Below are 13,177 nucleotides of genomic sequence, written 5' to 3'. Positions count from 1 at the left end.
AAATATTTATTAGAAGTTAAAATAAATAATAAAGCAGAATGAAAAATTTTATACCCAGAACAATATCTTTATTCTTTTTATTAAGCAGCCTTCATTTCTATTGTCAGGAAAAGACAAATGACTGCAAAGAAATTTACGGAAAATGGAAGACATATTATATGCAACTTCCTTTCGGAATTGACTCAAAAGATAAATCTGAAACTTGGGTTTTCAATGAAAATGGAACGCTTACAGTTGATGAAAAAATGAGTAGATATACTTTAGATGAAGACTGCTCAAAATTTACTATTGAAGGGAATTTAAATTTCTTTTCAATAGAAATAACTGGAGATACTTTGTTTATGTCTAAAAGAGTTTTACCCCATGAATCATATATTTTTCGCTTAAAAAGAAATTGAATATGAAAAGATTTTAATTATTACTTTTTTTATAACTCATTATTCCGTGAATAAAGTACAATATGATTTTACTTTTCAAATCTGGATGTAGTAGCATTAATTAATTTCACACAGTTTTTTTTCAGAATAGTTTTTATAATTTTCAAATCAGTTACATTTGCGAAGTATAAATAATTACTATGAAAAGAATACTTATTACCGGAGCAGCAGGATTTTTGGGATCGCATTTGTGTGACCGATTCATCAAGGAAGGCTATTATGTTATTGGGATGGATAATCTGATTACCGGAGATCTTAAAAATATTGAGCATTTATTCAAATTGGAAAACTTCGAATTTTACCACCATGATATTACAAAGTTTGTACATGTGCCTGGTGATTTAGATTATATCTTGCATTTTGCTTCACCGGCAAGCCCTATTGATTATCTGAAAATACCAATTCAGACTTTAAAAGTGGGATCATTGGGAACACATAATTTATTAGGCCTGGCACGTGTTAAAAATGCCAGAATCCTGATTGCCTCTACTTCTGAAGTGTACGGAGATCCGTTGGTGCATCCGCAAACAGAGGAATATTACGGAAATGTAAACACAATTGGTCCGCGTGGTGTTTATGACGAAGCAAAACGCTTCCAGGAATCGATTACCATGGCCTACCATACCTTTCATGGAGTAGAAACCAGGATTGTCCGTATTTTTAATACGTACGGACCAAGAATGCGATTAAACGACGGGCGTGTTATTCCGGCATTTATAGGCCAGGCATTACGAGGTGAAGATTTGACCATTTTTGGTGACGGAATGCAGACACGTTCCTTTTGTTATGTCGATGATCAGGTAGAAGGTATTTTCAGATTGTTGCATTCCGATTATGTGTATCCTGTAAATATTGGAAATCCGGACGAAATCACCATTAAGGATTTCGCAGAGGAAATCATAAAACTGACCGGAACGAATCAAAAAGTAGTCTATCATCCCTTACCGGTAAACGATCCTTTACAGCGTCAGCCCGATACTACAAAAGCAAAAGAATTACTGGGCTGGGAAGCAAAAGTAAATCGTGCCGAAGGAATGAAAATCACGTACGATTATTTCAGGTCACTTTCTAAAGAAGAACTTTCAAAAGAAGAACACAAAGATTTTTCAAGTTATATAAAATAATAACCTTACTACAGCTCGGATTTCACAATAGAATCCGGGCTGATTATTTTTAAATTAAAGCAGAAATTTTCAAAGCAATTATCCCCAATGAACGAATTAGTTTCAATTATCATCCCTACTTATAATACGGAGAAGTTTATCGAATCGACTTTACAATCGGTTCTGGAACAAACGTATAAAAACTGGGAAATGATTCTGGCAGATGATGCTTCAACAGATCAGACCGTTGCCATAATTGAGAAATATGCCAAAGAAGACGATAGAATAAAATTGTTTAAATTGTCGAAAAATTCCGGAAATGGTTTTGCCAGAAACGTAGCTTTAGAAAAAGCAACAGGAAAATATATTGCCTATCTCGATGCCGATGATCTGTGGTTTCCTGAAAAGCTGGAAAAGCAAATACATTTTCTAAAAGCAAATAATTTACCGTTTACCTTTAGTTTTTATGAGTGCATTGATGAAGAAGGTAAAGATTTAAACAGAAGAGTCGAAGCACCATTAAACCTGACGTACAAACAGCTATTTTTTTGCAATTACGTAGGGAATCTAACCGCAATTTACGATGCCGAATATTTCGGTAAAATAATTTTACCGGCATCTCAAAAAAGACAGGACTGGCGATTGTGGCTTACGATTTTAAAACAGATTAAAACAACGAAACCCGTTCCCGAGCCTCTGGCCTTTTACCGAATCAGAAAAGATTCCATTTCGTCCTCAAAATTCAAATTGATTAAACACAACTTTGGCGTTTATCGGGATTTCCATGGTTATAATTTTGTATCTGCTGGTTTGCTGATGATTCGTTTTTTAATCACACAGTTGTTTATAAAACCGGGATATATAAAAAAGATTTAAATCTATTTTTTATAGCCGATTTTGACTCTTTCACTTTCGTTTTCCTTTTTATCGGTCAGCTCATCTAAATAAGAAAAAACCAATTCAATATTTTTATCGTGATTTTCCAGTTTCTTTTGAATCTGGAGAATGTCTACTTTTATTTCTGTGGTGTCCAGAAGCATTTGTCGCACTTTCGTGAAAATCCGCATAATCTAAATATTCGTCTGAATGGCTTTGTCGCTTTTTAAAACACTTGACAACATTAAAATTCCATGTTCCGTAAAAACAAAAGGCAAGTATTTTTGATGTGCTCCGCGTCCTTTCTTTAAGGTCGCAATTTGCGACCTTAAAGAATCATATTCATTTTCAGTGAGTTGAAACATAAAATCTTCAGGGAATCGGGATAAATTTCTTTTAACCTGCTCGTTTAATCTTTTAGTTTCAACCCCATACAGCATTGCCAGATCACTGTCAAGCATTACTTTTTGATTGCGTATAAAGTATATTTTGTTAGAAATTGTTTCTTCGGTAAGTAAAATTTGATCGTCCATAAGTTTTAAATAAAAAAAACAAATGTAAGATTTTATTTATATTATAAATACGATTTAAATTGCTTTAATTTGCCCCGATTGCTTCTTTCCAAAACCATTTTTCGGGTAAATGTAAAGTTTAAGTCAGGTTCAAGATACAAGGCAATCGCTTCGTTTATTTTTTGAATTTGATTCGAATCCAGCTCTTTAGCGCTCACATATTCAATTTCAAATGTATCTGATTGAGTTTGTTTGATGATAAATTCTTTGACATTCCCATCATCTTCAATAATGCTTTTGGTAACGTAATAAAAAGTCAGTCCGGGCGATTTTTTTCCGCTTGGTAAAAGGGCAATATCATTGGTTCTTCCGGTAAGTTTTTTCAGAATTGGTTTCTGAAGCGTGCTTTTTTCATCTAAAATTCCAATGTCTCCAATGTCATACCGGATAAATGGGGTTGCCTTGTTGAATAAAGAAGTAATCACAATCCGGCCTTCTTTTCCGTACGGCAGCACCCGGTCGTTTTCATCTAAAATTTCAACAAAAAGGGTTTCCGAATTCACCTGCCATTCGCCTTTAGGATTTTCGAAAGCGATTAAATCCAGTTCCGAAGCACCGTATTCATTGATAATAGGAATCCCGAATTGTTTTTCCAGCAATTTTTTATCCGATTCAAAAAGCATTTCCGAAGTCACAAAACAAGCTTTCAGGGTTGGACATATTTCTTTTAAAACAATATTTTTTTGCTCTAAAAACTTAGCGAATAAAACAATCGAACTTGTGTATCCGTTGAGGTAATCGAATTTTTTTCTTTTGAATTTCTGCAGAAACTTTTCCAGAATTTCGTCTGATAAATCGAAAACCGGGAATCGAAAACGGCCACCTAAAAAATCTTTAAAACGTTCTTTGTGATACCCGAAAAAATCCATCGGAATGCCGTAAAAGCGTGCCTGATAGGAATGATTGAAATCAATTCCAAACCAGCCAAAACGCATAATATTCGAAGCCCAGGTTAAGGCGTGTGAATATTTATCTTTCGCAAAAACAAAAGGAGTTCCGCTTGATCCGGAAGTTTTGTTGACGTAGACATTTTTTGTGGTGTACCCTTTTGAAAGCCGCTCCTGCAATGGCTTTTGGAGGTTTTGTTTGTTTAAAACAGGCAGGTCTTCCCATTGCTGAACAATTTTACTTCCCGTTAATTCGTTATAAAAGGGATTGTTGTGCAAATGAAAATGAACAATTTCGTGTTTTTGTCTTTCAAGAAATTTTAAAAACTCTTCTTCCGAAAGACGCGTAATGGCTGCCAGATCAGCTTTTGCTTTCTGTATTGGAAAACCATTCAATTGAAGCGAAATGTCGAAAAGAGAAATCATTTGAGGGATAATTTTCATCAAAAATAATATTCTACAATTAGTATCGGTGCAGAATCGAGAACTTTTTAAGATTTAATTATTTTTTACGTACAAAAGCAATTATTTTTGCACCACAACTAAATACAACAACACATGACAATTTTATTATTGGGATCAGGCGGAAGAGAGCATGCATTTGCATGGAAGATGATTCAGAGTCCGCTTTGCGAAAAACTTTTTGTTGCACCAGGAAATGCAGGAACTGCCGGTATTGCCACCAATGTTGCAATGTCTCCAACCGATTTTGATGCGATAAAAGCATTTGTATTAAAAGAAAATGTAAAAATGGTTGTCGTTGGACCGGAAGATCCATTGGTAAAAGGTATTTACGATTATTTTAAAAACGACGAAAGTTTAAAACATATTCCGGTTATTGGACCGTCTAAATTAGGGGCACAATTAGAAGGAAGCAAAGAATTCGCAAAAGAATTCCTGATGAAACATAACATTCCAACTGCTGCTTATGACAGTTTTACTGCGGAAACAGTTGAAAAAGGATGTGACTTTTTAGAAACGCTGCAGCCGCCTTATGTTTTAAAAGCAGATGGTCTGGCGGCCGGAAAAGGAGTGCTGATTATTCAGGACCTTGAAGAAGCCAAAACAGAATTACGAAATATGCTGGTACACCAAAAGTTTGGTGCAGCGAGTTCAAAAGTAGTAATCGAAGAGTTTCTGGACGGAATCGAATTAAGCTGTTTCGTGCTGACAGACGGTAAAAGCTATAAGATTCTACCAACCGCCAAAGATTACAAAAGAATAGGAGAAGGCGACACAGGACTAAATACAGGCGGAATGGGAGCTGTTTCCCCAGTTCCATACGTTGATGCTGTTTTAATGGAAAAAATCGAAACACGCATCGTAAAACCAACAATCGAAGGTTTTCAGAAAGACGGAATTGAATATAAAGGATTTGTATTTATTGGTCTGATTAATGTAAAAAATGAGCCAATCGTTATTGAATACAATGTAAGAATGGGTGATCCGGAAACCGAAGTAGTAGTGCCGAGGTTAAAATCTGATTTAGTAGAATTGTTCCTGGCTGTTGCCGATCAGAAATTAGATACTTTCGAATTGGAAGTTGATCCAAGAAGCGCAACCACAATTATGCTGGTTTCAGGCGGATATCCGGAAGATTTCGAAAAAGGAAAAGTAATTTCAGGTTTAGAAAACATTACAGATTCTATTGTTTTCCACGCGGGTACAAAATTAGAAGACGGAAATGTTTTAAGCAACGGAGGCCGTGTATTAACCGTAACATCGTATGGAGACGACTTTCAACAAGCCATAAAAAAATCTTACCAAAACATAGATAAACTAAATTTTGATAAGATGTATTTTAGAAAAGATATTGGCTTCGACTTACTTTAAAAAAGAGTGAGCCGTAGTATCCTGGTTTTCTGTTCCTGCAGCATCAAAAATGCGTAATTGTTTAATCCAGTATACGATTGCTGCAGAACAAATAATCATGAATATCCAGTTAATTGTGTTTGCACCAAACCAGGTAACCGGTTCTAAACGACGTAAAAAGTCAAGTGGGGCAAATAAAATGTTAACAAATAAGTATTGTATTCCTTCAAAAAAAGCTGTCATAATTTATAAAATTATATGTTATTTATTATTTTGTAACGCATTGAAGATAAAATTCAATTGATAGAATCTTTTTTCAACTTGTTGGTTTTCCTTTTAAACAAGTATTATATTTACAATCACAAAAGTATAAAATATCCTTATGATAACAAGTGTTTTTAAAAAATCTACACCATTAAATTATTCATTGGTTGTAATTTTAATACTGGTTTTCTTTTTTCTCTTTCAAATTCAGGAACCATCATGGATGAGTTCTTCATTTTTAGCGTTTCAGAAAATGAGTCTTTTGTGTTTTGTTTTCGCCTCTTTTTTCCTGATTAATTTCATCGTAAAAAAGAACGGACTCAGCAAAGACAATGGTTATTCGATCTTTTTCTACTTATTGTTTTTATTATTTTTCCCTACCATATTCAATGATCCGAATGTAATATATGCGAACTTTTTTCTTTTACTGGCCCTTAGGCGACTGATTTCCTTACAGTCTCTGAAAGCCTCAAAAGAAAAAATATTCGACGCTTCTTTTTGGATTTTAGTAGCTTCTTTATTTCAATTTTGGTGTATTCTTTTCCTGATATTGGTTTTTATATCCATTATTTTTCACGTTTCCCGTGATTACAGGAACTGGGTATTGCCGTTTATCGCCCTTCTGGCCGTTGCCGTGATTTTTTTACTGATATCATTAATTTTCCATATTAATGCCATTGAATTTTTTGAAAAACGTGCAGTAGTCGATTTTAGGCTGGATTATTTTAAGAACAATTACGAAAACGGGGCACTTTCCATATACACGGCAGTAGCTTTGTTTTTCGTGTTTTCAATCTTAAGCACCTTTTCAAACAGGCCGCAGATTGTACATTCATCCTACAAAAAAATAATTGCCTGTTTTTTTATAGCGGTTATTGTTTTTATTGTTTCCCCTGACAAAAGCAATAATTTATTGTTGTTTAGTATTGCACCATTAACCATGATGGCATCTAGCCATGTAGAGTATATGCAGCAAAAATTAAACAACGAAATTGTATTTTACGTACTGATTGCGTGTAGTTTGTTTACCTTTTTCTCGCAGCTATAATTTACTTCCGTAAGCAAGATCGCCTGCATCTCCAAGTCCGGGAACTATGTAATTTTTCTCATTAAGCTTTTCGTCTAAAGAAGCAACCCATAAATGACAATTTTCGGGAAGGTTCTTTTCGAGATGTGCAATTCCTTCCGGTGCGGCAATAACAACTACAATATGAATTTCATTTGGCGTTGCATTCTCAATTAGTTTTTCATGAACAGCAACAATAGACTGACCGGTTGCCAGCATGGGATCCAGCAGCAAAACCGTTTTATTGTTCAGGTTCGAAAGCGCCTGATATTCAACCAGAATTTCAAAAGCATCATCATTATTCGGATGATGCCTGCAGGCCGAAACAAAGCTGTTTTCAGCATGGTCAAAATAATTTAAAAACCCATTATGCAGTGGTAACCCGGCACGCAGAATAGAACATAAAACCAGGTCTTCGCTTATTTCAGTTGTTTTCTTGGTGCCCAGCGGCGTCTGAATTTCAACATTTTTATACGACAGGGTTTTGCTCAGTTCATACGCCATTATTTCGCCGATCCGTTCTATATTTCTTCGGAAACGCATACTGTCGTTCTGAACATTTATATTTCGAATCTGACCTAAAAAATGGTTGAGCACACTGTTGTCTTCAGAGATATAATGAATTTTCATATTGAATTTTTAGAATTGTTTGGGAGTAATCTTTATTAATAACGAAAAATTAAACGTTTTTTTCGCACTATAAAAGTATAAAAAGTATCTTTGTATCTCTAAAAAATAAAGACATGTTTTCAAAATTAGCATATTCGGTTTTCGAACAAAGCATAAAAGATTATCATCAGTTTGATAATGTTGATCAACCTATAAGCAACCCTTTTCCAAAAGATAAATTTGAACATTTATTGTATTTAAAAAACTGGATTGACACTGTTCAATGGCATTTTGAAGATATTATCCGTGACCCGCAGATTGATCCGGTAGCCGCTTTAACGCTTAAAAGAAGAATTGATGCCTCTAATCAGGAACGTACCGATATGGTAGAATATATCGACAGTTACTTCCTTCAAAAATACAGTGATGTGAAGGTAAAAGATGGTGCAAAAATCAACTCTGAAAGTCCGGCCTGGGCTTTTGACCGATTGTCTATTCTGGCATTAAAAATTTATCACATGCATGAAGAAGCTACTCGTGCAGAGGCTTCACAAGAGCATAGAGATAAATGTCAGGAAAAATTAAATATCCTTTTAGAGCAAAGAAGCGATTTGTCTACCGCAATTGATGACTTACTTGCCGACATTGAAAGTGGGGATAAATTCATGAAAGTGTACAAACAAATGAAAATGTACAATGATGATGAATTAAACCCTGTTTTATACCAAAACAAAAAATAGTTTGACAGCAAAATTGCCTAAGACGATTCAACATATAGCCGTCATGAGACTTTCCGCAATGGGAGATGTCGCCATGACGGTTCCTGTTTTACGCGCTTTTGTAAAACAATATCCGACGGTGAAACTTACCGTAATTTCACGTCCCTTTTTTAAACCTTTTTTTGAAGGAATACCAAATCTTGAATTTTTTGCTTTTGATGAAAAAAAACGTCACAAAGGTTTCCCCGGACTTTTGAGATTATTCAGGGACATAAAAAAACTCAAAGTCGATGCTTTTGCGGATTTACACAATGTGCTGAGATCTAAAGTAGTGAGTTTGCTTTTCGCTTTAAGCGGAAAAAAAAGAGCCACTGTGGATAAAGGCCGTGAAGGAAAAAAAGAATTAACGCGTCCGGAAAATAAAATTTTCAAACAGTTGCCAACCATGTTTGAAAGGCATGCAAAAGTGTTTGAAGAAATCGGTTTCCCTGTAAATTTATCACATCCTGAATTTCCAAAAAAAGCAATTTTAAGCGCAGAAATAACGGATGTAGTTGGAGAAAACTATCAAAAACTAATCGGAATTGCACCCTTTGCGCAGTATGATTCTAAAGTATATCCTTTGGATTTAATGCAGGAAGTAATTGCAAAACTGGCCGAAAATAAAGATCATACTATTTTGCTTTTCGGAGGAGGAAAAAAAGAAATCGAAATTCTGGATTCGCTTTCTGAGCCGTTTAAAAATGTAATAAATGTGGCAGGAAAAATTAAATTCCAACAGGAATTAAAATTGATCAGCAATCTTGATGTAATGCTTTCCATGGATTCCGGAAATGCTCACATTGCTGCAATGCTGGGTGTTAAAGTAATTACACTTTGGGGTGCCACGCATCCGTACGCCGGATTTTTACCCTTTAATCAAAACCCTGAAAATGCTTTGGTTTCAGATAGAAATATGTATCCAAAACTACCAACCTCTGTTTATGGAAATAAAATAGTGGAAGGTTATGAAGAAGCAATGAGAACAATTTCTCCTAAGAAAATAGTTAAGAAGATTCAAAATTTACTTTAAATTCCAATAAAAAAAATCCAAATCCCAATCTAAGTTGGAATTTGGATTTTTTTTATTTTGGAATTTCAACAACTAAACATCATCAAAATCTACATAAATAGTATCTGATGTTGGATGCGCCTGACAGGTTAAAACTAACCCAGATGCAATTTCTCTGTCGGTTAAGATGGAATTTTTAGTCATTTCAGCAGTTCCTGTTGTGACACGCGCCAGACAGCTGCTGCAAATTCCGCCCTGGCAGGAATAAGGAGCATCAATTCCTTGTTTTAAGGCTGCGTCAAGAATAGTTTGTTTTTGGGACATCTCAAAAGTAACTTCATCATCATCCACCAAAACCGTAATTTTTGTATGGCCTTCTAATGAAGTGCTGATTTGATTTTCCTGGGAAGAAGACGTAAAAAGTTCAAATTTAATAGCGGATTCTTTTATGTTTTTTTCTTTCAGAATACCGGATACAGTATCGATCATTTCTTCCGGACCACACAAGAAGAATTTGTCAAACTGTAATTCTTTGTGTTTGTTATTCAATACAAAATTTACAGCCGATTTCTCAATTCTGCCAAACAAGGCATTTTCGGCTTTAGCCTGACTGAAGACATAATGTACAAATAAACGTCCTACGTACTGTAACTGCAGATCGTGTAATTCCTGGTGAAAGATCGTTTCTTCGGGAGTTCTGTTTCCGTAAACCAATACAAATGAACTTTTTGGTTCACTTTTCAAAACCGATTTGATTATAGAAAGAACAGGAGTGATTCCGCTTCCTGCTACAAAAGCAGCATAATTTTTTTGTCTTTCAGCATCCGGTTCGAAGGTAAATTTTCCTTCAGGATGACCCACTTCAAGAACATCTCCGGCTTTTAGTTTTGTGTTTGCAAATTGCGAGAACAAACCATTTTTAACGGCCTTTACCGCAATTCTCAATTCACCGCTTTCGGGCGCGGAACAAATAGAGTAAGCGCGTCTAATTTCCTGATTGTCAAGAGTTAGTTTTAGATTTATATATTGTCCGGCAATAAATTTATAGTCCGGTTTTAGTTCTTCGGGAACATTAAAAAGCACAGAAACCGCATCGGCAGTTTCACGTCTAACCTCTTTAATGATGAGTTTTAAGAATGAAGGCATGATGTTATATTTTCTGCAAAAGTAGCAAAGAACAGCTAATTGACGGTCACTTAATTATTTTTTTTAATTTTTTTGTAACGTTTACTTACATTTGATCTCTTACTATAAAACTGAAAACCAAAGAACCATGATTAAAAAATTTATGTACCTCGAATGGAAAGCCTTTACCAGATCTGCCTCGTTTGGCGCAAATCTGGCAATGAAAATTCTGATAGGGTTTTTGATGATTTATTTTTCTATTATTTTTATCGGAATGGGTGTTGGAGCATTTTATATCCTAAAAAAAATGAACCTTGAACCGTTACTAACGGTCAATAAATTTCTGATTTATTATTTTCTGTTCGATCTCGTTATTCGCTTATTGATGCAGGCTATTCCGGTACTTAACATAAAGCCGCTGTTGGTTCTCCCTTTCAAAAAACCAACAATCGTACATTTTTCACTCGGAAAAACAGCCTTGTCTTTTTTCAATTGGGTACATGCTTTTTTCTTCCTCCCTTTCTCCATCGTACTGGCGATTGAAGGATACGATATCTTAGGAATTATTGTCTGGCACCTTGCTATTTTATCACTGGTTTATATCAACAATTTTTTAAATATCATTTTGAGTAACATCGATAAGTTATTTGTCGTTTTTATCGCAATCATTCTGGCTTTAGGAGCAGCACAATATTATAAGATATTTGACATAACTACTTTTACGACGCCTTTCTTTCAGGGACTTTACAATACCAAATGGCTTGTTTTTATACCTGTTGTACTCTTAATTGGATTGTATGCCTTTACTTTTAAATATTTTAAAAACAATTTATATTTAGACGCCGGGCTTTCTAAAAAAGAAGATATCGCGACAACTGAAAACCTTTCCTGGCTCAACCAATTCGGAACTCTGGGAACCTTTCTTAAAAATGACATTAAACTGATTAAAAGAAACAAAAGATCAAAAACAACTATTCTAATGAGTGTTCTCTTTTTGTTTTATGGTCTTATCTTTTTTGGAAATTCACATCAGCCTGCAGTGATGCATATTTTTGCCGGAATATTCGTTTCGGGTGGATTTCTGTTTGTTTTCGGACAATTTGTACCAAGCTGGGACAGTTCGTATTATCAATTGATGATGACTCAGAACATACCGTATCGCGGGTACATTACTTCAAAATGGTGGCTGGTTGTTATTGCCACTTTTATTTCGACAATTTTAGCCTCATTTTATCTTTTTTACGGATGGGAAATATACCTGACTATTGTTGTGGGAGCGATTTACAATATTGGAGTTAATTCGCATCTGGTACTTTTAGGAGGAGCATTTACCAAAACACCGATTGATTTAAGTAATGCCGGGGGAGCGTTTGGGGATAAAAAAGCCTTTAACGTTAATGCGATGTTACTGACTTTACCAAAATTATTATTACCCGTGGCATTGTACGGTTTAGGACTTTATCTGGGAGATAAAACACTAGGGTTATTGTTAGTGGCCGGAGCCGGATTTTTAGGGTTTATTTTAAGGAACAAAGTCTTTTCATTAATTGAAAAAAGATACAAAATGGAGAAATACAGCACGATAAGTGCTTATAAACAAAAGAGTTAAAATTAGAGAATTTGCCAATTTGACAATGAGATAATTTTACCAAAACAGAATAAAAAACAGATTTTTAATCTAAAATCCAACAATCTAAAATCTAAAATTACAATGATATAAGTAAGTCAATTAGGGTTTATTTTAAGGAACAAGGTCTTTTCATTAACCGAAAAAAAGATACAAAATAGAGAAATACAGCACGATAAGTGCTTATAAACAAAAGAGTTAAAATTAGAGAATTTGCCAATTTGATAATGAGATAATTTTACCAAAACAGAATAAAAAACAGATTTTTAATCTAAAATCAACAATCTAAAATCTAAAATTACAATGATACAAGTAAGTCAACTTTCAAAAAAATATAACGGAACAACAGTCTTAAATATTGATCATCTTGAAATTCCAAAAGGACAAAGTTTCGGATTAGTAGGGAATAACGGAGCAGGGAAAACAACTTTTTTCAGTTTATTGTTAGACCTGATCCAGCCTTCAACAGGACATATTAAAAGCAATGACATTCAGGTAAATACAAATGAAAACTGGAAATCCTTTACCGGTTCTTTTTTAGATGAAAGTTTCCTGATTGGTTATTTAACTCCCGAAGAATATTTCTATTTCATTGGTGATTTGCGCCATCAGAACAAAGCGGACGTCGATGCTTTATTAGCCAGACATGAGGAGTTTTTTAATGGGGAAATCCTGAAAAACAAAAAATACCTGCGTGATTTGTCAAAAGGAAACCAAAAGAAAGTCGGTATAATTGCAACCCTTATTGGTCATCCCGAAGTAATTATTCTGGACGAACCTTTTGCTAATTTAGACCCGACTACCGTAAGCAGATTAAAAAAAATCATCAAAGAACTGGCAGAAGATCCAAACGTAACCGTTTTGGTTTCAAGTCATGATTTACAGCATACTGTAGAAGTTTGTGACCGAATTGTAGCACTGAATAAAGGAGAAATTGTAAAAGATATTCAAACCTCAAAAGAAACCTTACAGGAGCTGGAATTGTTTTTTGCAGTATAAGTTTCCATATTACAAAAAGAAGCGTATTTT

The 13,177-nt window shown here is 34.7% G+C and carries 15 protein-coding genes; 9 read left to right on the top strand and 6 right to left on the bottom strand.

Going from position 1 to position 13,177, the window contains the following annotated elements; translation table 11 throughout:
* Positions 1-38 precede the first annotated feature (38 nt).
* The 3 genes from LPB89_RS03040 to LPB89_RS03030 all read left to right on the top strand — a co-directional run bounded on the left by LPB89_RS03040 (position 39) and on the right by LPB89_RS03030 (position 2,416).
* Positions 39-398, top strand: coding sequence for a hypothetical protein (locus LPB89_RS03040; protein WP_230700200.1), 360 nt, complete (start codon positions 39-41; stop codon positions 396-398).
* 179 nt (positions 399-577) lie between these two features.
* Positions 578-1,561, top strand: a complete 984-nt coding sequence (locus tag LPB89_RS03035) for a UDP-glucuronic acid decarboxylase family protein (RefSeq protein ID WP_154340340.1) — start codon at positions 578-580, stop codon at positions 1,559-1,561.
* 87 nt (positions 1,562-1,648) lie between these two features.
* The gene (locus LPB89_RS03030) at positions 1,649-2,416 is read left to right on the top strand and encodes a glycosyltransferase family 2 protein (RefSeq protein WP_230700199.1); all 768 of its coding nucleotides are present in this window, start codon (positions 1,649-1,651) and stop codon (positions 2,414-2,416) included.
* Between the two features lie 2 nt (positions 2,417-2,418).
* On the opposite strand, the gene LPB89_RS03025 is transcribed toward LPB89_RS03030, so the two are convergent.
* The 3 genes from LPB89_RS03025 to LPB89_RS03015 are packed head-to-tail and all read right to left on the bottom strand — an operon-like array spanning position 2,419 to position 4,301.
* Entirely contained in the window at positions 2,419-2,580 is a 162-nt protein-coding gene (locus tag LPB89_RS03025) for a hypothetical protein (RefSeq protein WP_230700198.1), read from the bottom strand.
* 30 nt (positions 2,581-2,610) lie between these two features.
* Positions 2,611-2,949, bottom strand: a complete 339-nt coding sequence (locus LPB89_RS03020) for an ORF6N domain-containing protein (RefSeq protein ID WP_230700197.1) — start codon at positions 2,947-2,949, stop codon at positions 2,611-2,613.
* Positions 2,950-2,990: 41 nt separating this feature from the next.
* Positions 2,991-4,301 (bottom strand): phenylacetate--CoA ligase family protein, encoded by a 1,311-nt coding sequence (locus LPB89_RS03015; RefSeq protein ID WP_230700548.1) that lies wholly within the window; start codon positions 4,299-4,301, stop codon positions 2,991-2,993.
* 132 nt (positions 4,302-4,433) lie between these two features.
* Between LPB89_RS03015 and purD the strand changes: the two genes are divergently transcribed.
* Entirely contained in the window at positions 4,434-5,708 is a 1,275-nt protein-coding gene (gene purD / locus LPB89_RS03010) for a phosphoribosylamine--glycine ligase (protein WP_230700196.1), read from the top strand.
* On the opposite strand, the gene LPB89_RS03005 is transcribed toward purD, so the two are convergent.
* Positions 5,700-5,930, bottom strand: a complete 231-nt coding sequence (locus tag LPB89_RS03005; protein ID WP_154340344.1) for a uracil phosphoribosyltransferase — start codon at positions 5,928-5,930, stop codon at positions 5,700-5,702. The genes purD and LPB89_RS03005 overlap by 9 nt on opposite strands.
* A gap of 139 nt (positions 5,931-6,069) precedes the next feature.
* On the opposite strand from LPB89_RS03005, the gene LPB89_RS03000 reads away from it, so the two are divergent.
* Positions 6,070-6,999, top strand: a complete 930-nt coding sequence (locus LPB89_RS03000) for a DUF6427 family protein (protein WP_230700195.1) — start codon at positions 6,070-6,072, stop codon at positions 6,997-6,999.
* On the opposite strand, the gene upp is transcribed toward LPB89_RS03000, so the two are convergent.
* Positions 6,994-7,647 (bottom strand): uracil phosphoribosyltransferase, encoded by a 654-nt coding sequence (gene upp, locus LPB89_RS02995; protein WP_230700194.1) that lies wholly within the window; start codon positions 7,645-7,647, stop codon positions 6,994-6,996. The genes LPB89_RS03000 and upp overlap by 6 nt on opposite strands.
* A gap of 113 nt (positions 7,648-7,760) precedes the next feature.
* Between upp and LPB89_RS02990 the strand changes: the two genes are divergently transcribed.
* Together LPB89_RS02990 and LPB89_RS02985 are read left to right on the top strand one after the other, a co-directional pair.
* A complete protein-coding gene (locus LPB89_RS02990; RefSeq protein WP_230700193.1) occupies positions 7,761-8,366 on the top strand; it encodes a DUF4254 domain-containing protein in 606 nt (201 codons plus the stop codon).
* A gap of 43 nt (positions 8,367-8,409) precedes the next feature.
* A complete protein-coding gene (locus LPB89_RS02985; protein ID WP_230700192.1) occupies positions 8,410-9,417 on the top strand; it encodes a glycosyltransferase family 9 protein in 1,008 nt (335 codons plus the stop codon).
* 72 nt (positions 9,418-9,489) lie between these two features.
* Here LPB89_RS02985 and LPB89_RS02980 read toward each other — a convergent pair whose 3' ends face one another.
* Positions 9,490-10,542 carry a ferredoxin--NADP reductase gene (locus LPB89_RS02980; protein ID WP_127338094.1) on the bottom strand — a complete coding sequence of 351 codons (1,053 nt, stop codon included), beginning with the start codon at positions 10,540-10,542 and terminating at the stop codon, positions 9,490-9,492.
* A gap of 127 nt (positions 10,543-10,669) precedes the next feature.
* Here LPB89_RS02980 and LPB89_RS02975 point away from each other — a divergent pair, with 127 nt between their 5' ends.
* Both LPB89_RS02975 and LPB89_RS02970 read left to right on the top strand, forming a co-directional pair.
* Entirely contained in the window at positions 10,670-12,130 is a 1,461-nt protein-coding gene (locus LPB89_RS02975; RefSeq protein ID WP_230700191.1) for a DUF5687 family protein, read from the top strand.
* 321 nt (positions 12,131-12,451) lie between these two features.
* Positions 12,452-13,147, top strand: coding sequence for an ABC transporter ATP-binding protein (locus LPB89_RS02970; protein WP_230700190.1), 696 nt, complete (start codon positions 12,452-12,454; stop codon positions 13,145-13,147).
* The last annotated feature ends 30 nt before the right edge of the window (positions 13,148-13,177 follow it).

Origin of the sequence: Flavobacterium sp. ENC, assembly GCF_020991415.1 — a bacterium.
In the GTDB taxonomy this organism is placed as follows: Bacteria; Bacteroidota; Bacteroidia; order Flavobacteriales; family Flavobacteriaceae; genus Flavobacterium.
This window is presented reverse-complemented; position numbering and strand designations above follow the sequence as displayed.